This is a genomic window from Psychromonas arctica (assembly GCF_038155225.1).
In the GTDB taxonomy this organism is placed as follows: domain Bacteria; phylum Pseudomonadota; class Gammaproteobacteria; order Enterobacterales; family Psychromonadaceae; genus Psychromonas; species Psychromonas arctica_B.
Map to the genome: position 1 here is coordinate 1 of NZ_JBAKBA010000030.1, position 21,168 is coordinate 21,168.

Sequence of the window (21,168 nt, forward strand, 5' to 3'; positions counted from 1 at the left end):
ACGACCTTCGGGTTATGAGCCCGACGAGCTACCAGACTGCTCCATCTCGCGTCCGTTTAAGTGCGGCGAATAATATAGAGATCACATTATATTGCAAGCGTTATTTGGTGTATCTAAGCAAATGAGATGCTAGTTGCTTAAAGAACAAGCGAATTGTCTTAATCGTTCATAATTAAAGGTATATCTATAATATTAAGTGAAAATAATGATGTTGTTTAGATGAGCTACTTTTAATACTAAAAATAGGGGGAGGTAATTGTATGAATTTTATTCATCATACAATTACTATCACACAATCTAAATAAGGAACAAGCATTTAGTTTTTAACGGGGTATTATTGCACTTTTAAACATTTAGTCTTTTAAAGCTAACTTAAATTTTATAGAAAGAGGTAAACATGGATAGCAACGGTTCTAAGCCGGGTAATTCAGTTCTCGAAGAGCTCACAGGGTTTAAACCCAAAGCATTTGTCATTATTATCGCTGTTGCGTATATGTCATTATTAACTATTCCTGCTGCTATTAATTCAGTAGGTTTGCCTGCTATGCCGATCGTTATAGGTGTGATGCTTATTCAGTATGGTCTTTTGTACTTTGTAGGTAAAATACATGGCAGTAGTATTTTAAAAACAATGACGGGTAATGGGTTCATTGGTTGGTTAATGTGGTTAGCATTGGTATGTATGTTAATGCTACCTGTAATCCACTTATTAACTATGTTTGGAATAATAAATATTGGCTCTTAAAGTCAATAAAATCTGCTATCTAACCTAAGTTCTGGTTAATGGAAGCGGAATAGCATTTAAAATCATTAGGTTATACTTTTTACTTGTCAGTGCCGTTAGTTTTGTGCAGTTCAAGGCGAATTATTGAGAGATAATTTAAGGCATCGCGGAAATAGCGGTGTTGTATCGCTTTGCTTATCCAGAACTGAGATTATCTAACATTATATGAGTGAAAATTAAAAAAGGTAATAACAATACAACTGCTTGTTACCTTTACTTTTATTTTGATGCAAACTTCAATTAACATCCCTTAAAACTTAATTTCTATATTTATTTTATAATTAGTTTACTAACTAACTTCTTCTTTTGTTGCCTATAATACAACGACCATAACGATATTATTTACTTATTGAATGTTTCTTATCGCATTATTTAACCCATCAATTATCTTAATATGACATCAACTTTCTTAACATATAAATGAAATTAACTCATTACCTGTTATACCAATATTATAAAAATAGGTGTCATTAACTATTTTTTGGAAATTACTCTTATGAAAAAAATCATCATTTTTACATTACTTAGTGTGTTGTTTTTGTCTGCTTGTACGGAGAATCTATCTACTTCTGAAAAGCTAATGGCTAATCCAACTGAAATAAAAATTACCTCATTAGATGATCTCAATGCAGTATTCAAAAAACTAGATTACACCCCTGAAGATTGGGATAACGGCATCAAAGAAGTTCCTCGCTTAACGTTTGAAAGCATTAGTCCAAAATGGCAAGATATCTCTAAGAACATGCCCGTTGAAAATAAAAAAAGCATTTTCTTACGTTTGATATTACCGTTAGTTTTAGTGTCAAATGAAAATATTTTGCGTGAACGAGAAATCGTTAAAATCGCTAAATTAACCTCTCCTGAACTGATTTCTATTGCGCTTAAATATGAAGTTATTGAAGATGAAACAACGGCTTTAACCAATGCAGACAAACAAACATTATTGAAGCGCGTTAATATTATTCCACCTTCGTTAGCATTAGCACAAGCCGCCGAAGAAAGTGCATGGGGAACTTCACGATTTGCGCTTGAGGGAAATGCATTTTTTGGGCAATGGGATTTCAGCGGTAATGGCATTAAACCAAAACAACAACGTACTGAATTAGGTAATTACGGCATTGCTCGTTTCGATAGTCCTTTAGGCTCAGTGGAGGGGTACATGTTAAACATTAATACTACTTCTGCTTATAAGTCACTGCGTAATTTGCGCGCTAAACAAGTGACTGCAAGTAAACCATTTTCAGGCCTATTACTCGCAGGTACCTTGATCAAATATTCTGAACGTGGTCAAGCTTATATCGATGGATTACGTAGTTTAATTCGTTATAACAAACTAAGCGTAACCGACGATACTTTCTTATCTGATAATAATTTAGTACATCTCGTGTACTAAGTATTCGTACTTTCTTTACTCTATAGTATTAATTCTTATCGATTTTACTATTGAATTTAATACTATAGAGACCCATTAAAATTGTGAAATCCATACCCAACTTAGCTATTTTCGATAAATTAATGGAAAGCATTTGCACCGGATCACGATTTCAGAGCATAACTAAATCTAAATATTTTTTCTGAATTATGCTCTTCTTATTTAATATTAAGTGATGTTGTAACACTTCGGACTCACTACACCAAATACCAAGGATGATAATATGCGCACTCGGATGCAAGGACTTCATTTATTCAAAAAATCACTACTCGTTAGTACCCTTTCTCTTTCTGTTATGCAAGTTAATGCCGCGGGCTTCCAATTAAACTCACAATCTGCAACAGGATTGGGCCGTGCTTTTGCGGGTGATGCCGTTATTGCTGATAATGCGTCTGTTATGGGGCGTAATGCAGCTGCAATGGCATTGTTTGATAAAACAGCGTTATCTTTAGGAGTTAACTTTTTAAAGACTGATATTTCAATATCAGATGGTGTCTATACAGGACCAACAGCTCCTAGTGGGGCAAATTCAAATTATGATGATGCAGGTGGTGTGTCTGTATCACCTAATATTCACGTTATTTTTCCAATTAACGATAAGTTTGCTATTGGCGCCAATTTATATAGTAATTTTGGCACTCGAACGGATTTTGATAATTCCTTTACAGGTTCAGAATTTGGTGGATTGACCGATGTTAAAAGTTTGAATTTAGGGTTAGCCGCTTCTTACCGTATCAACCAACAATGGAGTGTTGGTGCTGGGATCGATATTATTTATGGAGTAGGGGAGTTAAAGCGAACTCTCGATATTGGAGTTGCTGAAATTACAGCCTTAGATGCTGATGTTGATGGCTTTGCTGTAGGTTTTAATTTAGGTGCCGTATTTGAATTAAATAAAAATAATCGTTTTGGATTGTCTTATCATTATAGCCCTGAATTAGAAGTAGAGGGAGATGTTACCCGTAATAATGTAACCACTGAAGATGATTCTTTATATTTAGGATTACCTGATATGGCTGAGTTTTCTGGTTACCACCGTATTAAAGATACCAAATATGCGGTTCATTATAGTGTGCAATGGATTGGTTGGTCTTCATTCGATACATTAGAGTCTGACGCTACAGGTACAGTGAGTACTTATAAGTGGAAAGATACAATGCACTTTTCACTTGGTGGTACTTATTACTTAAATGAAACTTGGACATTACGCACAGGTTACATGTACGACATGAGTGCTCAAGATGAGGTGACTTCAATATCAGTGCCTGACTCAGATCGCCAATGGTTTTCAGGCGGCTTTACTTATCACTTCTCTGAAAGCAGTAATGTGGATTTTGGTGCTACTTATTTGTTAGGTAAAAACGTATCAGTTTCAGAAAGCACTGCATTATCTTCTATCACTGGTACAACACATGCAGATGCATTATTAATCGCAGTACAGTATAGCCACGAATTTTAGGCTTTGTTACTTTACTATTAATAACGTTTATTAAATTAACAAAAAAGCGCCGAAGGGCGCTTTTTTATTAGCAATAGAAATACAAACTATTACTAATAAGTGAGTTGCAGTAATCAGTTAATTATTTTTAGCTTGCTTGGCTTTTTCAGCACGTAACTTACGCATTTCTTTCGGGTCTGCTGTTAATGGGCGATAAATTTCAATGCGATCACCTTGTTTGACAGTATTTTCTAATTTATCTGGTTTACTAAAAATACCAACAATCGCTTTACTTGGGACAATTTCTGGAAAGTGTTTAACAATACCCGATAGCTTAATACAGTTTTCAATAGTCGTGCCGCTAGGTACTTGTAAGGACAATAACACTTGTTTATGAGGGAGGCCGTAAACGACCTCTATATCAATTAACTGATTCATCTATTTTAACTCTCAACTTTAACACTTAATTTTAACACTTAATTTTAATACTTAATTTTAATACTCAACTTTAGAATTAACTAAAGCGAAAATTAACGGCTACCGTAAACTGTTTTAGCTCGATTAGAAAATGATTTCACCATAGAACCGATCAACTCATGAAAAATACGACCAAAAGCTAACTCAATAATAGAGTTACTAAACTCAAACTCTAAATCTAAACTCACTTTACACGCTTGTTCATCTAATTCAGTAAAAGTCCAACCACCTGTTAAATGCTTAAAAGGGCCTTCAACCAAATTCATGGCAATTGATTTCCCTGGTACAAGCGCATTCTCAGTAACAAAGGTTTGGCTTATACCTGCTTTAGATACTTTAATAGACGCTTTCATTAAATCATCTTGATCGACTAATACAGACGTTTCACTGCAACCAGGTAAAAACTCAGGATAAGCATCCACATCATTCACTAATTGATACATTTCTTGTGCGCTATACATCAACAATGCGCTACGTGATACTTGAGCCATGTCTTACCTCGTTTGAAAAAGGGTATCTTACACGATGCGATGCGCGAACTGAAAAAAAATAGCAAAAAATGCCGATAAATGAATGGCTTTCCAACAAATAAAATAATAATTTAAAAACAAATGTTAGTGACATTTCAGTCATTAGCATGTTTTACTTCGTCACTAGCTTGTCGATTAAAATCAAGATCATAAGGTGATGATAATAGTTGATCATTACTCAGTATTGTATTACAAAGTTGATTCTCAGCGAGCGACTCATAGAGCAAATTCTGAAGTAAACACCTTAGTGGTTAGAAAGTTATAATTTAATCTGTTATATCTCCAACTTTCTGCCTAGATCCTGTTCATTTCAATGCTTGCTGAACTTTCCACCTTGAATGATAAAGGGTATAATGCAGGTTATGGCTAAAAAAAACTCAAAACCAAAAAATAACGACAATACGATTGCACGTAATAAACGTGCTTCTCATGAATACCACTTAGAGGAACGCTTTGAAGCGGGAATTGAGTTACAAGGTTGGGAAGTAAAATCTTTACGCGCAGGTAAAGCAAATATTGCAGATAGTTATATCTTCTTAAAAAATGGAGAGGCTTTCTTACTTAATGCAACATTTCCACCATTGCTCGCAGCATCATCGCACGTAGTTTGTGATCCTTTACGTTATCGTAAATTATTACTTAAACGCCGTGAGCTTGATAACTTAGTCGGTAAAGTTGAACGACAGGGTTACTCTATTATTCCAATTTCACTCTATTGGAAACATGCGTGGGTAAAAATCTCGTTTGCTTTAGCAAAAGGTAAACAAGATCACGACAAACGTAGTGATGTTAAAGATCGTGAATGGCAAGTTCAAAAAGAACGTATGATGAAGCATAGCGTTCGATAAACAAGCAGTTAGCAAACAACATGCAAGATAATACTATCTTGCATCACTTAGCTTTGTTAGACTTAACTTGTTGGTTATTTATCACTAACCACTGTGGGGATGATTTAGGACTCGACGAGATTCTTGAAACCCAAGGTGCATGCCGAGGTGGCGGTTGGCCTCGTAAAAAGCCGCCAACGTTATAGTTGCAAACGACTCTAACTACTCTCTAGCAGCTTAGGCTAGCTAGCCTTCCACCCGCGCTTTTCCAATGGGTAGGGATTCGGAAGGTCATTTACATCGGATAGCGAGGGAACCTTGTTCGAGGGTGAACCGCGAAATAGTATCGGACTCGCTTTTTAATATCCTGTCAGTTGGAGATTAACGAGTTAACCAAATAACTGACTAAGCATGTAGTACCGAGGATGTAGGTTTTTCGGACGGGGGTTCGACTCCCCCCATCTCCACCACATCAAGGTCTTAAGAAGACCGTTAAAGACCCGCAACGCCCATAACCAAAGGCTTTGCGGGTTTTTTTATGTCTATTGCAGTCCATCACGTACCCGTGACATCTACGTTTTTAAGTAGTACATTTGGTAGTACAGTTTTCTGCCAGCACAAGTCGTACGACTAAATGGTAAAAAAACACTAACAAATACAAAAATTAAACAAGAGAATTCTAGATAATTATTTTATAGGTTGGCTGATTACGATAGTTTGTAACTGCGATTCATATTCGAGCTCTACTCATATTAAAGGTTATTTAATTAGGTTATATAGGTCTTTGCACTTATAGTTTTTACTTATTAATAGAACTTTTAAGTTTTATTTTTTGCCGTATTTTTTTTACGGATGAATATGTGTATGTTAATATTCATTCATATTAACCAATGCGAAATCAGAGTTATCTATTATGTTATCAAAATTTTCAGTTAAAAATTTCAGGAATTTTACGAATTGGTTCGAATTTAATTTTATTACAGATAAGAACTATGAATTTAATTCAGAAGTAATATCAAATAAAAATGTTATTAAGCATTCAATGGTATATGGCCAAAATGGCTGTGGAAAATCTAATTTAGGATTAGCAATTCTTGATCTTACTTGTCACATAAGTGACAGTTCGGTAATGCCTTCTTTAAAAACTAACTATATTAATGCTCGCACAGCACAAAAGGGAGTTGCTGAATTTCAGTATGAATTTATATTTGAAAACTCCGTTGTAATTTATTCTTACGGAAAGTCAACTTGCTTTAATACTGTTTACGAATTCTTAAAAATTGACGGAAAAGAATGTGTTTCTTTTGATAGACGAAAATCTGGATTAGCAACATTTGAACTAGCTGGAGCGCAGTCTCTAAAAAATGACCTTACTAAATCTGAAATTTCAGCTGTAAAATATTTAAGCTCAAATGCAGTTTTGGATGACAATCACGAAAATAATGTATTTAATAAATTTATTGCTTTCGTTAAGGGAATGATTTTCTTTAGAACATTGACTAAAGGAGCTGAAGTTAGTGGACATAGCCCTGATTCTAAAAGGTTATCTCATGCAATTATTGAGTCTAATAAAGTAAAAGACTTTGAAAAATTCTTAAATGATGCAGGAATAGAATGCAATCTAACTACTACTGGTGATATTGGGGATCAACGAATAGCATTTGATTTTGATGATGGTAATACTCTGGAATTTTCGCTTGTAGCCTCAACAGGTACCATGTCTTTAGGAGTGTTTTATTACTGGTGGTTAAAACTAGAGTCTGGAATTCTCTCCTTCGCATATATTGATGAATTTGATGCATATTATCACTACGCATTGTCTAAATTAATAGTTAATAAAATTTCTGAAATTGAGTGTCAAACAGTTTTAACTACTCATAATACTGGGCTTATGAGTAATGACTTACTAAGGCCTGATTGCTATTCATTATTAGCAGATAAACAATATCGGTTTGACCAACTAGTAAACAAAGATTTACGAAAGGCACATAATTTAGAAAAAATATTTAAAGGCTTGAAATAAGTGCTTAGAAGTACAATTTTATGTTTATTTGAAGGTGAGAGACGAGAACACGAATATTTTTATTCATTACAAAGTAAATTCTTCAATGAAGAACAAGTCGATATAGTAAAGTGTTCGTATGGTAATGATATATTTGAGCTTTTTGAAGAGTTAGAAAAAGATGATGATCTAAATCTTTTTGATTTAGTAAAAGAATCTGTTCTCACTCCAAATAATAAAATATTACTCGAAAGACTTACATCTGAAGATGTGAATCAAATTTATTTGTTTTTTGATATGGAGTGCCAAGACGACAAGTATGACGCATCTACATTGACTAAAATGCTAGAAATATTTAATCTTGAAGATGATAAAGGAAAATTATTTCTTAGTTACCCCATGGTTGAAGCTTTAAGAGATGTTCCATCTTTAGAAGGCTATAAAAATTTAAAAGTCGATGTAGAGAATTGTCGAGGTAAGAAGTATAAGAAATTATCGGCAGATAGAGGAATGAATTATCTTCACCAAATCAAAAAGTTAACTTTAGAAGATTGGAAGGAATTAATAAAAGCCAATGTTGAAAAAACAAATTATTTTATAGAAGGTAGATCTCATTTTGAAACTTGCTATGATCAAAATGAAATATTAGATGCCCAAATAAAAAGTATAGACACTGATAATCATATTTACGTATTGAGCGCCTACCCTCTTTTTGCATTTTATCATTTTCCCAAGGGCGATCTTAATTTATAACTTGTACTCGTTTAAATCACTTGTTTTCTAACTAATTCTTTACTGATTCAATGCTGCTATATCTAAACTAAAAACGTTGAATAGAAAGGCAACATAACAAGAAATACCAATGAGCTCATTACCCAACATGAATTGGCTAAGCCTTGGTCTAATTTGTAGATAGAAGCAGGTAAAATAACAATAAAGGCGATTGGCATGGTTGCTATGAGCACGGCGATTTGTAGAATTAAACCATCATAAGCGTCTGCTTGTCCTGTTAACACCACTAAAAAATAGGCGATAACCGGTAAGAGCATCTGTTTAGAGAGTGATAATGCCAACGCAATTTTCCAGTGTTGTAAGATGGCATTGAATCGAAACACTAAACCAACCGTTATCATCATAGAGAATGTGCCTAACGGTATTAAAACCGATGTAACATCTTTAAACCAATCTGGACGAACCACTTCCGTGACGTTTAGCATTGCACCTAAGGTTAAGGCTGCAAACATGGCTTGTAAGGTAGGGTCTTTCCAAAGCGCTCGTTTCTTTATGTTTTTTAATGTTGAAAAGCGTTCTGCATAAGGAAATAGAAAACCAAAATAAATAAACTCTTCTAATAATTTAAATAATGGTACCAGTGCAAAGGCTGATTCTCCAAGGTAGACAAACACTACTAACGAACCTATGGCACCTATATTGGTAAAGGCACCTGCGGGGGCAACGACAGCGCGTTGTATACCCGGTAGACGAAAGGACTTTGACACTAGCCAACCAATTGAAAATCCTGATAATAATATGGCTGAACCAATAATAGGGAGCCAAATTAAGCTCCAGCTTTGCAGTTCTAATTGCCAGATTGCGAGCATCACGGATAACGGAATAGTAAAGCGCATTGCTAGGAAGGTGGTGAATAGCTTGATTTTATCTAAATTGGTTGACGCTTTGCGATATAAGATTTGACCCGTTAAGAAACCTAGAAGGATAACGAGGAATATAAATATGATTGTCGACATCGTTGATCCTAGTTGTGAATAATAGGTTTATTTAAGCGATAGCTTAGTAAGTCTAAGGTAATAAATTAGCGCAAGTTAGTAGTGTAAGTTAATCGTGTTAGTTAATGTGCAGAAGTATATGAAAGCAAAAGGTTAAAGTATAGGGAAGTACTCTCTATTTAACCTTAGTTGATAGGTTTAATTCAAGTTTGTGATGATGGATGATAAATTAATGATGAGTGTTAACTATTTATACACTTCCCCATTTAATGGTTTTTTTACTATATTACTTAAAGTAATGATAAATTACCTTCATATTGAAAGTGCCTTGGCTGCTGGGTCATTGGGTCTATGAATTTGAGTTCTTTAGCTAATAATTGTAATGGGGCTGAATAATCATCTGCTGAGAATGACTGTAAATGTGGGTAGTATTTATCATTTACTATCGGCCAACCTAATGATTGCATGTGGACTCGTAACTGATGGGTTTTTCCTGTGACGGGTGTGAGTTCAAATAAGGCCTGTTGAGTCGTTTGTTGTATGCATTTTATCATAGAGTGACTGTTAGCTTCTCCTTCAGTGATGCGCATTGTAAAACGTGGTTGACTGGTTTCTATGCGATTGTGGACCTGCCATTCTTTATCGATTAAAACCTGATCTTTTGTAATATTCGCCACGGCTTGATAGGTTTTATGTGTTTTTCTATTTTCAAATAAATCATGATAAAGCGCTCGCGAGTCAGGACTAATGGAGAACATTACTAAGCCTGCGGTGACTCTGTCTAAACGGTGTAATGCTTGTAAGGACTCAATGTCAGTACGTCGACGTAAACGATTTTGTAAACATTCATTCACATAGATTCCACCTGGTGTGACAGCAAGAAAATGCGGTTTATAGGCAATTAGAATGTGCTGATCTTGAAATAATATGGTTTCCGAAAAAGGGATGAGAGGTTCGTTTTCAACTTCTCTATAATAGTAAATGCGTTGTTGTGATTGAAAGAGTGATTGCATGGTTAACAGTGAACCATCATGATAATGCACCTTGCCATCATGAATACGCTGTTGCCAAACGCTCGGTTTAACATAAGGGAATTTAATAAGCAGGTATTCAAATACCGTTGTAACGCCTGGATTAACGATAGGCAAACTCAGTTTTGAAGGATATTGCGATATTGCCATTTAGTTGCCTAAATTATTGACTATAGCATGTGTTGTTTTTTTAATTTAATACCTCATTAGCAATTGAATAAGCTGGGTTATGATTATGCAGACAACTATCCCCACAACTATCCCACAAATGGGCGTTTCATTCATTGAAAAATTATTAGTAAATAGGTATCTTTGCCACTTGTTTAAATAACTAACTGACAAGCCGATGAATGACTTCTTGTATAATCCTCCTACAGAACCTTGGTTAGATACGATCTATAAAGATAAAGATATGATTGTGTTTAATAAACCTGCAGGGATTTTGTCTGTACCAGGGCGAGATATTGAGCGTCATGATAGTATGTACAGTCGTTTGCTAACATTACATCCAGATAGTCATACGGTACATCGCTTAGATTTAGCGACGTCTGGCGTTATTATTTTTGCATTACGTAAAGATGCAGAAAGGGCATTGAAAATACAATTTCAAGAACGTGAAACAAAGAAAACGTATTACGCTCGTGTTTTTGGTCATGTTAAAGAAGAGAAAGGATGTATCGATTTCCCATTAATCAAAGATACAGATAATCCGCCTAAACATAAGGTTGACCTAAACGCTGGTAAGCTTTGTAAAACATTTTATGAAGTAGTTAGTTACGGAGAGCAAAGTACATTAGTTAAATTAATGCCGGTCACTGGGCGTACTCATCAATTGCGTTTACATATGATGGCGATTGGACATCCTATTTTAGGTGATGACTTTTATGCTGACCCCGTTGCATTAGCCTTGTCACCTCGTTTGCTATTACATGCGAGCAAAATATCTATTCAACACCCTTATACTAAAAAGACAGTGTGCTTTAAAACGGATGTGCCTTTTATAACGCCTGTAAACGGGCAATAAACGCTTTTATTTTGAAATAAAGTATTCACTATTTTATACAATATTTACTCAACTATTAAAAGCAGTGAAGCCATCAAGCAGTACACTGGTTATTATAGATAATAAAAAGCCCTTAGTCATTACTGATTAAGGGCTTTTTTTATTGCTTTATTCAGCGCTATTCAGAACTATAAAACGTATAAAGAGCGAGTGCTTACTGAATTTAATTATTAAGCTTTGTAACCGTCTTTAATGCCTTTAGTTGTAACTGATACTGCATCATGAGCATGTAAACTTTCGTAATGGTTTACACGTAACCAAAAGTCAGAGAACTGTGTTTGTTGATTCAATGCGTATTGTAATTGACGTGCCGCATCTTCACAGAACATTAAGTTTTGACCGTTTAGACGTGCAAATTCTTGTTCATCTTCACGTTTAACGGCTGCTTGTACTGGTGTTTTCAATGTTGCTTCAATTAAGTCAATTAATGCAATAATTGGAAAGTTATCTGCAGAATCACTTAGTTTTGCTTTAACTTGTGCAACACTACGTTGGCTATGTGGTGTTGCCACAATACCTTGTGTAGAGCCTAACCAAGTAATAATGTCTTCTTTTGCAACATTTTCTTGCTGTTCATATTGCTTGCTAAATGCTTCTTGGATTAACTGACGCGCTAATGCCGCTGAACATGGGCAAGTTGAAGAATAAGGGACATCTACTTGTAATTCAAAATCGAATTTTCCATCAATTAAACGTCCAATAATCACTACTGGGTAAGCTTTCCAGCCACGTTTTTCACTGATTAACGATTTACGACGTAAGTTATAATCGAACTCAACTTTTACAAAAGCTTCTGTACTTAAGTCAATGTGGCTTTCAATAAATCCATTTAATAATGTCGTTAATGTTTGCAGTGTTAACTCAGATTCCGTAGAAAGCTGATCTAATTGCAAATACAAACGCGACATGTGAATGCCTTTTGCTTGTGGGTCACCCAGGTTTACAAATAACTCAACCTTTGCACTAACTTGTTGAGCAGGGTAGTTATCTGTTTGTACCATCAATGGTAACTCAATATTACTCATACCAACGCGGTCAAGCGTTCCTTCAGTTTGAGCTTGTGCGCTATTTGCGATATCTGGCATTGCCATTCAATAAGGCTCCCTTCAACATGCTTTACATGGATAGATGATTATGAAATTGAGCGCGCATTATAAACGGGTTATGAAAAATTAAAAACCATGAAATACAAAGGTTTTAACTAAGTGATTGATAATTTATCCCTATACTTTATAAATCATAGGGGATAGCGAGGTAAATGAGCGTAAAATTAAGTTATTTAATGATTGTTCGAGATTGAATCAATGTTAATCACTGAAAAGTCGGTACAATGCAAAATAGTGATTCAGCCATTATTATTGTGAGGATGTGTGAGTTTATTTAATCTAAAAACCTGGGTTCATTATTATGTTTCTTTATTGAAACGACTGGGGCCCATCAAGTTTAGTTTGTTATTAGCTTTTGCCATTATTTTTGCTGATGCATGTTTGCAAGTTATTATTGCCCAACTGTTTTCTGAAAAACTGGATACCGCTGATATTTATCGCTCGGTGATTTTAGGGTTAATTATTACCCCTTGGGCGGTTTATTTTTTAAGTGTGGTTGTCGGGGATTTAGACAATGCGAGACATCGCCTTGCTTTAACGGTTAAAAAGTTAGAAAACATTCTAAAAGACGATAAAGCTAAAACCAAACTGCTAGAAAAAGAAATAGTAGAACATCAAAAAACACAACAAAGGCTACGTGAAGGTACTGGTTTATTGCGATCGTTTTTTGATACCTCTCCTGATTTAATATTCCATCGTGATTTAGATGAATGTTTCGTTAGTTGTAACAAAGCAATGGAAATATTATCCGGTAAAACAGAAAAAGAGCTGGTGGGATTAAAGCCTAAGGATATTTATTCCCTTGAATATTCAGCAGACGTTTCATTACGCCACCAAAAAGTAATCAAAACACACAGTGAACAAATTCACGAAACTTGGTTGTCATATCCGAACGGTCGGTTAGGCTATTTTGAAATTCGCGCGTTACCTTTATTTAATAGTCAAAATGAATGTGTTGGCTTAATTGGTTTTGGACGCGATATTACTGAACGTAAAAAACACCAAGAATTTTTAGAAAAAGCCAGTCGCGATAAAACTACTTTCATTTCAACTATTAGTCATGAGCTACGTACACCACTTAACGGTATTGTTGGCTTAAGTCGTATGTTGCTAGATGAAAGTTTTAATAAAGAACAAATTCAATATCTTAAAACGATTCATATGAGTGCGATTACGTTAGGTAATATTTTTAACGATATTGTCGACCTCGATAAATTAGATAGAAGACGCTTAAATTTAGTAAATGATTGTATTATCGTTGATGATTTTATGAATGACTTACAAAGCCTTGCTTATATTCAAACGGAACAAAAGAAGCTTAAGTTAGTGTTTGAGCAGAAAGGTGATTTACCTAAGTGTCTTTATTCGGATGGAACACGTTTACGCCAAGTATTATGGAACTTAATCACTAATGCGGTTAAGTTTACCGATCAAGGGCAGGTGAATATCCGTTGTAGTCATCGTAGAGAAGGTAATAAAAAATGGTTATGTTTTGAAGTTGAGGATACGGGGGTTGGTATCCCTGAAGACAAGTTAGATAAAATATTTGCTATGTATTATCAAGTTAAAGGTGAACGTCATGCAACGGGAACGGGTATTGGATTATCTGTTTCTAGCCAAATAGTAAAAGCGATGAATGGTCGATTAACGGTGACCAGCCAATTAGGCAAAGGGAGCATCTTTACATTGGATTTACCAAGTACTTGTTCACCTGAGAAAAAACATAAAGCAGACTTTAACGTTCCTCCTTTATCGATATTGCTAGTGGAAGATATTGAGTTAAATATTCTCGTTGCACGTGCCTTACTAGAAAGACAAGGGCATCAAATCGATATCGCAATGAATGGGCAACAAGCTATTGATAAAGTCGCCGCGTCAGACTACCAATTGATATTAATGGATATTCAATTGCCTGATATGGATGGTTTTGAAGTGACTCGCCGTTTACGTGAAAAACATCATAAACTCCCTCCGATTGTAGCGTTAACTGCAAACGTGTTCTCTAATACTAAAGAGTTTGTTAATAAAGGCTTGGATGATGCAATTGGCAAACCGTTTAGTCTGTCGGTATTTAATACCATGGTCGAACGTCAATTTAGTGACCGTATTATGATCTCGACCATTGAAGAGGACGAGCAAGAGGTAGAGCCTATTGACGAAGAGTTAGTCCTGTTTAACGAACCTATGTTAAAAGAGTTAATGGAGTTTTTACCGCTTTCAGTGATGTTGGATAATGTGTCGTTATTTGAGCAACTAATGCCTGAATATTTAGCCGTGTTAGATAGTCATATGGTAGCTAAAAATGAACTAGGGATTGTTGATAAATCACATAAAATAAAAGGGGCAGCAGCTTCAGTTGGACTGTTACGTATTCAAAACTTAGCACAAAAAATGCAATCTCCAGATTTGCCTGCATGGTGGGATAATATTGATGATTGGCATGAGCTAATTAAGAATTTGTATTTAGAAGATGTCAAAGAGCTTAAAAAATGGATTGTTGCTAATGCTTAGTTTATTAGTAGATTACGTGAAGTTTATTAAATATTCATTAGTGAGCTTTCATTTTGAAGTAAAAAGTGAAGTGAGCATTGAAGTTAAAATTTAGGTGATGGCGTAAAACAAAAAAGGCCTGCTAGTAATCTAGCAGGCCTTTTTAACTAAAATATCGTCAAGCTATAGTAGGTTGAGTCAGGTTATTATTTCAGCTTGTAATTTATAAACAGATTATTCTAATTCACCACAAAAACGGTAACCTTCACCGTGAATGGTTGAAATGATTTCCGCTGACTCTGGTACTGTTTCAAAGTGTTTACGGATACGACGAATAGTCACATCAACAGTACGATCATGAGTTTTCAATTCACGACCCGTCATTTTCATTAATAAATCTGCTCGGGTTTGAATTTTCCCTGGATTTTCAATGAAGTGTAAAATCGCACGAAATTCACTACGCGGTAATTTAAATACTTGGCCATTTGGACTGATTAATGAACGACTGTCTATTTCTAACGTCCAACCACTGAATTTATAGTGTTCAACCTTTTGACGTATTTCTTCAAAATACAAAGTATCTTGCATAGTACGCGTTAATAAGTTGCGCGCTCTAATGGTCAATTCGCGTGGATTAAATGGTTTAGTGATGTAATCATCTGCACCGATCTCTAATCCTAAAATTTTATCAACTTCGTTATCACGACCTGTTAAGAAAATTAACGCGATCTGTTTATGTTCACGAATTTCGCGTGCTAATAAAAGACCATTTTTTCCAGGTAAATTGATATCCATAATAATGAGGTTGATGTCATTATTATTTAAAACTTGGTGCATTTCTGTGCCATCATTAGCTTCAAAAACTTGATAACCTTCGGCTTCGAAAACACTCTTCAATGTGCTACGTGTAACTAACTCATCTTCTACAACTAAAATTTTAGCGCTAGACATGAATTGACTCCTATAAAATTAATAATCCTTTTCTTAACCAGATTTAATATTTTTTAATTTAAAACTAACTGATTTAACATTAAAAAGGCTAAGTGAAACTATCTTACCGCACTAATGGCTGGTTGTTTTTTAAACAAAAAATGCAAATGAAAGCGAATACGGTTTAAAAAATCTTAGTTTTCAGTAATCAAAGTGTAATTACTTAACATATAGATAACAACTTATTCTGTCACTAAACGGTACTTTTACCTTATCTAATTGATATTTATCAATGCATCTATGACTAGAGTTAACATTTTGTTATTTGTTATGCTAATTAGTTGCAACCTAGATCGGTTGTTTGTTCCAGTACGCAATAAGCTTTGATATAATCGAGGGATATAAATTTAACGAAATTATTAACACACATGGATTTTACTTTATTTTCTCAGTTCAAACAGAAAAGTGCTGCGCTTTGTTCGCAGTGCTTTTTGTTATTTGTAAAAGAGTAAGTTCAACATTCATAAAACCCGCTATTGATGGCGGGTTTTTTCGTATTAAAGCAGGGGGGTACGATGCGCGTACTTAAATTTGGCGGCACTTCATTAGCAAATGCTCAACGTTTCAATCAGGTTGCTGATATTGTTATTAACAATCATCAACAGTCTCAAATTGCACTAGTATTATCGGCACCATCAGGGGTGACCAATAATTTAGTTGCGGTAGTAGAAAAAACCAGCCAAGGATTGTCTGCTGACGAACATTTAATTGCAATTCAAAAAATATTTTCTGAATTAATTCAAGGCTTGAAAGAAACCTACGTAGAATTAGCTGATCAATTGTTACGCAATACCTTTGAAAATGAAATTTCTGAACTGACTCAATTACTAGAGGGGGTTCGTTTATTAGGTCAATGTCCTCCTAGTATTGAAGCGCGTATTTTAAGTAAAGGCGAAGTATTAAGTGTTGCTTGTATGAAGCAGCTACTTATCGCTAAAGGCCAAAATGTTGAGATGATCATTCCGCAGCAAAAACTAATCTCTTTCAAAGGGGGTTATTTAGAAGCGCAAATCGATATTAAAGCATCACGTGAGCTATTCGCTAAAGAAGCCATTGTTAGTAATGCTATTTACTTAATGCCTGGTTTTACTGCCGGTAATGAAGCAGGCGAAACATTAGTGTTAGGCCGTAATGGTTCTGATTACTCTGCTGCGGTATTAGCAGCGTGTTTAAAAGCTGAATGTTGTGAGATTTGGACTGATGTAGACGGTGTTTACAGTTGTGATCCTCGCCTAGTAAAAGATGCTAAATTGTTAACATCATTGAGTTATGCTGAAGCGATGGAGCTGTCTTACTTTGGCGCAAAAGTCTTGCACCCAAAAACGATTGCACCGATTGCGCAGCACCATATTCCTTGTTTAATTAAAAATACACATAATCCTCAAGCGGAAGGTACGTTGATTAGTGCACAAAAAAGTGACCAAAAGTTACGCGTAAAAGGTATTTCAGACCTTAAAGGTTTGAGTATGCTAAGCATTTCAGGCCCTGGGATGAAAGGCATTGTGGGCATGGCTGGTCGTATCTTTACGACGATTTCGCGTGCTGGTGTTTCTATTATCTTGATTACACAGTCTTCATCAGAATACAGCTTAAGCTTTTGTATCTACTCAAACGATACACAAAAAGCCATTGATACGTTAAATGAAGAATTCAAATTAGAGTTCGAAAATAACTTATTAGAAGAGATTGATGTAATCGACAAACAGGCGATTATTTCACTGGTTGGCGATGGCATGAAAAAAGAAAAAGGCGTTGCAGCGCGTTTCTTAATGGCATTAACAGATGCGTCTATTAATGTGACTGCGATTGCGCAAGGTTCTTCTGAGCGTTCTATTTCAGCAGTTGTTTCTGAGAAAAAAGCCAATGAAGCGGTGACGGCTTGTCATCATAGCTTCTTCAGCAAAGCGCAGTTTATTGACCTATTTGTGATTGGTTGTGGTGGTGTTGGTGGCGCATTAGTTGACCAAATACATCGTCAACAAAGTTACTTAGCAGAGCGTAATATTGCTATCCGTGTTTGTGGCGTAGCCAATAGCCGTGCGATGATCTTAGATGTGGAAGGTGTTGATTTAAATAATTGGCGCGACCTATTAAAAGATGCAACAGATGAGTTGTCGTTAGTATCAATGAAATCTCTGGTAGATGGCTCTCACATCATTAACCCTGTGATTGTTGACTGTACGAGCAACGATGCAATTGCCGCTCGTTATGTTGACTTCTTAGGCGCTGGTTTCCATGTGGTTACTGCGAATAAGAAAGCCAATACAAGTAGCATGGATTACTACCATCAGTTACGTTTAACGGCATTAATGAAACGTCGTAAATTTTTATACGATACTAACGTAGGTGCTGGTTTACCGGTTATTGAAAATATGCAAAACCTGTTTAACGCAGGCGACCGTTTAGTTAAGTTTAATGGTATTTTATCGGGTTCATTATCATTTATCTTTGGTAAGTTAGATGAAGGTAAATCATTCTCAGATGTGACTTCTGAAGCTCGTAACATTGGCTTTACAGAACCAGATCCTCGTGATGATTTGAGCGGGACAGATGTTGCACGTAAATTGCTTATTTTAGCGCGTGAAGCGGGTATGGAATTAAACCTAGACGATGTAGAAATCGAACAAGCATTACCACCAGGCTTTGATGATACAGGTACAACGGATGAGTTTATGGCGCGTTTACCTGAAGCGGATGCTTATTTCAAAGCATTACAAGATAAAGCCAATGAAGAAGGTAAAGTATTACGTTACATTGGTAGTATTGAAGACGGTAAGTGTAAATGTAGTATTATGGCGGTTGATGAGAATGATCCGTTAAATAAAGTAAAAGATGGCGAAAATGCATTAGCGTTTTATAGCCAATATTACCAACCAATCCCGTTAGTATTACGTGGATATGGTGCAGGTACTGAAGTAACCGCTGCAGGTGTGTTTGCTGATGTACTGCGTACGTTGAACTGGAAACAGGAGTTTTAAGATGTCTATTGTTGTTTATGCTCCAGCCTCAACAGCTAATGTGAGTGTAGGTTTTGATGTATTAGGTGGAGCACTTACGCCGATTGACGGTTCACCACTAGGTGACCGCGTTAAAATCACTAAAGGTGACTATGGGTTTTCGTTACAATGTGTAGGCCCATACTCACATAAATTGCCAGATGATTTTAAAAGCAATATCGTTTATGACTGTTATTTAGCTTACCAAGTAGCAATAGCAAAATTAAACAAAGAAATCTTACCCGTGGCAATGACGCTAGAGAAAAACCTGCCGGTAGGCAGTGGGCTAGGCTCTAGTTCAAGTTCAATTGTTGCGGCATTAGAAGCGTTAAATGCATGGCATGATTATCTATTAGATGAGCATGCAATGTTAACGATTATGGGCGAAATGGAAGGTAAGATTAGTGGCAGTGTTCACTATGATAATGTTGCACCATGTTACCTTGGTGGTATGCAGTTAATGATTAATGAAGGTGGCGAAATTAGTCAAACAATCCCTTCATTTAAAGAATGGTACTGGGTTGTTGCTTATCCTGGTATTACTATTTCTACGTCTGCTGCTCGTGATATTTTACCATCGCAATATCGCTTATCGGACGCATTGACCTATGGTCGTCGTTTAGGTGCATTTGTACATGCTTGTCATAGTAATCAGCCTGTTTTAGCGGCTTCTATGTTAAAAGATGTGATTGCAGAACCTTATCGTTCACAGCTAATCCCTGGTTTCGACCAAGCGCGTTTATTTGCACAACAAAGTGGTGCATTAGCAATGGGGATTTCTGGATCGGGTCCAACAGTATTTGCAGTGATGACTGATTTACCGCAAGCTGAATTATTAAAAAATTGGTTAACAGAAAACTTCCTTCAAAATGAAGAAGGGTTTTGTCATATTTGTCACCTTGATGAACAGGGTGCACGCGTGCTAGGAAAAGAACTATGAATTTATACAACATCACAGACAACAGTGAACAAGTAAGCTTTCAACAAGCTGTTAAACAAGGACTAGGACGTGGCCAAGGCTTGTTTTTTCCTGAAACGATCAATCCATTAGATAATATTGATGCATTACTTAAAATGAATTTAGTTGATCGTTCAACTGAAATCTTATCGCACTTAATTGGTGACGAGCTAAGTAAAGAGGCCGTATTCGATATCGTTTCTAAAGCATTTACTTTCCCAGCACCAGTGAAAAAAGTAACTGAAGATATCAATGCATTAGAATTATTCCACGGTCCAACATTAGCGTTTAAAGACTTTGGTGGCCGTTTTATGGCGCAATGTTTAGCGCAATTTAAAGATGATGGAAAAATAACAATTCTTACTGCAACGTCTGGTGATACAGGTGCTGCGGTAGCACATGCTTTCTTTGGCATGGAGAATATCAACGTTGTTATTCTTTATCCAAAAGGTAAAATTAGCCCGTTACAAGAAAAACTATTTTGTACACTAGGTGGCAACATCACAACAGTGGCAATTGAAGGTGATTTTGATGATTGTCAGGCAATGGTTAAACAAGCGTTTGATGATCAAGATTTAAAACAAGCGATTGGTTTAAACTCTGCTAACTCAATTAACATTAGTCGTTTAGTGGCTCAAATTTGTTATTACTTTGAAGCGTTTGCTCAGTTAGATGCAAAGCAACGTGAAAACTTAGTCGTATCAGTACCAAGCGGTAACTTTGGTGATTTAACGGCAGGTTTATTAGCGAAAGCACTAGGCTTACCAATTAAGCGCTTTATTGCTGCAACGAATGAAAATGACACGGTACCGCGTTATTTACAAGAAGGTACTTGGGCACCTAAAAAGACGGTTGCAACATTATCAAATGCAATGGATGTAAGTGCACCAAATAACTGGCCTCGTATTGAAGAGTTATTCAAAGTGAAAGGTTGGTCTTTAGCTGAGTTAGGTTACGGCAAGTTATCTGATGAAGAGACTAAAAAAACACTAGTCGACATGGATAAATTAGGTTATTTATGTGAACCTCATGGTGCTATTGCTTACCACGAGTTGACTAAACAACTAAAAGAAAATGAAACTGGCCTATTCTTATGTACAGCGCATCCTGCTAAATTCAGAGAAAGCGTTGAAGATATTTTAGGACGTGAAATTTTCATTCCTGAAGAGCTAGCGTCACGTGCCGATTTACCTTTATTATCAAAAGAGTTCCCGGTTGATTTTGCAAAAGTACGTGAACTATTAATGTCTTTATAAGCCATTTATTAAGTTTTAGTATTAGATAAGGGCGTATTACACGCCCTTTTTTGGGAGTAGA

Annotated in this window: 17 protein-coding genes and 1 other RNA gene; 12 read left to right on the forward strand and 6 right to left on the reverse strand. The window is 35.8% G+C overall.

What is annotated here, in order from left to right; genetic code table 11:
* Nucleotides 1–397: 397 nt before the first annotated feature.
* The 3 genes from V6255_RS12580 (at nt 398) to V6255_RS12590 (ending at nt 3,675) form a co-directional block, all read left to right on the forward strand.
* On the forward strand, nt 398–745 hold the full coding sequence (locus V6255_RS12580) for a hypothetical protein (RefSeq protein WP_341628474.1): 348 nt from the start codon (nt 398–400) through the stop codon (nt 743–745).
* A gap of 535 nt (nt 746–1,280) precedes the next feature.
* Nucleotides 1,281–2,177 (forward strand): glucosaminidase domain-containing protein, encoded by an 897-nt coding sequence (locus tag V6255_RS12585; RefSeq protein ID WP_341628475.1) that lies wholly within the window; start codon nt 1,281–1,283, stop codon nt 2,175–2,177.
* Nucleotides 2,178–2,439: 262 nt separating this feature from the next.
* Nucleotides 2,440–3,675 carry an outer membrane protein transport protein gene (locus V6255_RS12590; RefSeq protein ID WP_341628476.1) on the forward strand — a complete coding sequence of 412 codons (1,236 nt, stop codon included), beginning with the start codon at nt 2,440–2,442 and terminating at the stop codon, nt 3,673–3,675.
* Between the two features lie 117 nt (nt 3,676–3,792).
* On the opposite strand, the gene V6255_RS12595 is transcribed toward V6255_RS12590, so the two are convergent.
* A complete protein-coding gene (locus V6255_RS12595; RefSeq protein ID WP_341628477.1) occupies nt 3,793–4,092 on the reverse strand; it encodes an RnfH family protein in 300 nt (99 codons plus the stop codon).
* Between the two features lie 92 nt (nt 4,093–4,184).
* Nucleotides 4,185–4,622 (reverse strand): type II toxin-antitoxin system RatA family toxin, encoded by a 438-nt coding sequence (locus V6255_RS12600; protein ID WP_341628478.1) that lies wholly within the window; start codon nt 4,620–4,622, stop codon nt 4,185–4,187.
* 401 nt (nt 4,623–5,023) lie between these two features.
* Here V6255_RS12600 and smpB point away from each other — a divergent pair, with 401 nt between their 5' ends.
* The 4 genes from smpB (at nt 5,024) to V6255_RS12620 (ending at nt 8,243) form a co-directional block, all read left to right on the forward strand.
* Nucleotides 5,024–5,509: an SsrA-binding protein SmpB gene (gene smpB / locus V6255_RS12605; protein WP_025565722.1), complete on the forward strand. Its 486-nt coding sequence runs from the start codon at nt 5,024–5,026 to the stop codon at nt 5,507–5,509.
* 95 nt (nt 5,510–5,604) lie between these two features.
* Nucleotides 5,605–5,958, forward strand: a transfer-messenger RNA (tmRNA) gene (ssrA, locus tag V6255_RS12610).
* A 443-nt stretch (nt 5,959–6,401) separates the two neighbouring features.
* Entirely contained in the window at nt 6,402–7,511 is a 1,110-nt protein-coding gene (locus V6255_RS12615) for an ATP-binding protein (RefSeq protein ID WP_341628479.1), read from the forward strand.
* A complete protein-coding gene (locus tag V6255_RS12620; RefSeq protein ID WP_341628480.1) occupies nt 7,512–8,243 on the forward strand; it encodes a hypothetical protein in 732 nt (243 codons plus the stop codon).
* Between the two features lie 62 nt (nt 8,244–8,305).
* Here the strand turns inward: V6255_RS12620 and V6255_RS12625 are convergent, their stop codons facing one another.
* Nucleotides 8,306–9,238, reverse strand: a complete 933-nt coding sequence (locus V6255_RS12625; protein ID WP_341628481.1) for a hypothetical protein — start codon at nt 9,236–9,238, stop codon at nt 8,306–8,308.
* Nucleotides 9,239–9,507: 269 nt separating this feature from the next.
* Complete coding sequence (locus V6255_RS12630) at nt 9,508–10,398, reverse strand: pseudouridine synthase (RefSeq protein WP_341628482.1); 891 nt, start codon at nt 10,396–10,398, stop codon at nt 9,508–9,510.
* Between the two features lie 196 nt (nt 10,399–10,594).
* Here V6255_RS12630 and V6255_RS12635 point away from each other — a divergent pair, with 196 nt between their 5' ends.
* On the forward strand, nt 10,595–11,272 hold the full coding sequence (locus tag V6255_RS12635; protein WP_341628483.1) for a pseudouridine synthase: 678 nt from the start codon (nt 10,595–10,597) through the stop codon (nt 11,270–11,272).
* A gap of 209 nt (nt 11,273–11,481) precedes the next feature.
* Here the strand turns inward: V6255_RS12635 and folE2 are convergent, their stop codons facing one another.
* Nucleotides 11,482–12,402: a GTP cyclohydrolase FolE2 gene (folE2, locus tag V6255_RS12640; RefSeq protein WP_025565849.1), complete on the reverse strand. Its 921-nt coding sequence runs from the start codon at nt 12,400–12,402 to the stop codon at nt 11,482–11,484.
* A 279-nt stretch (nt 12,403–12,681) separates the two neighbouring features.
* Here folE2 and arcB point away from each other — a divergent pair, with 279 nt between their 5' ends.
* A complete protein-coding gene (arcB, locus tag V6255_RS12645) occupies nt 12,682–14,928 on the forward strand; it encodes an aerobic respiration two-component sensor histidine kinase ArcB (protein WP_341628484.1) in 2,247 nt (748 codons plus the stop codon).
* A 213-nt stretch (nt 14,929–15,141) separates the two neighbouring features.
* Here arcB and arcA read toward each other — a convergent pair whose 3' ends face one another.
* Nucleotides 15,142–15,858: a two-component system response regulator ArcA gene (gene arcA, locus V6255_RS12650; protein ID WP_160061137.1), complete on the reverse strand. Its 717-nt coding sequence runs from the start codon at nt 15,856–15,858 to the stop codon at nt 15,142–15,144.
* A gap of 554 nt (nt 15,859–16,412) precedes the next feature.
* Here arcA and thrA point away from each other — a divergent pair.
* The 3 genes from thrA to thrC are packed head-to-tail and all read left to right on the forward strand — an operon-like array spanning nt 16,413 to nt 21,107.
* On the forward strand, nt 16,413–18,875 hold the full coding sequence (thrA, locus tag V6255_RS12655) for a bifunctional aspartate kinase/homoserine dehydrogenase I (protein WP_341628485.1): 2,463 nt from the start codon (nt 16,413–16,415) through the stop codon (nt 18,873–18,875).
* A 1-nt stretch (nt 18,876) separates the two neighbouring features.
* Nucleotides 18,877–19,833 (forward strand): homoserine kinase, encoded by a 957-nt coding sequence (thrB, locus tag V6255_RS12660; protein WP_341628486.1) that lies wholly within the window; start codon nt 18,877–18,879, stop codon nt 19,831–19,833.
* Nucleotides 19,830–21,107: a threonine synthase gene (thrC, locus tag V6255_RS12665; RefSeq protein ID WP_341628487.1), complete on the forward strand. Its 1,278-nt coding sequence runs from the start codon at nt 19,830–19,832 to the stop codon at nt 21,105–21,107. Before thrB ends, thrC begins: the two co-directional genes overlap by 4 nt.
* Nucleotides 21,108–21,168: the final 61 nt, after the last annotated feature.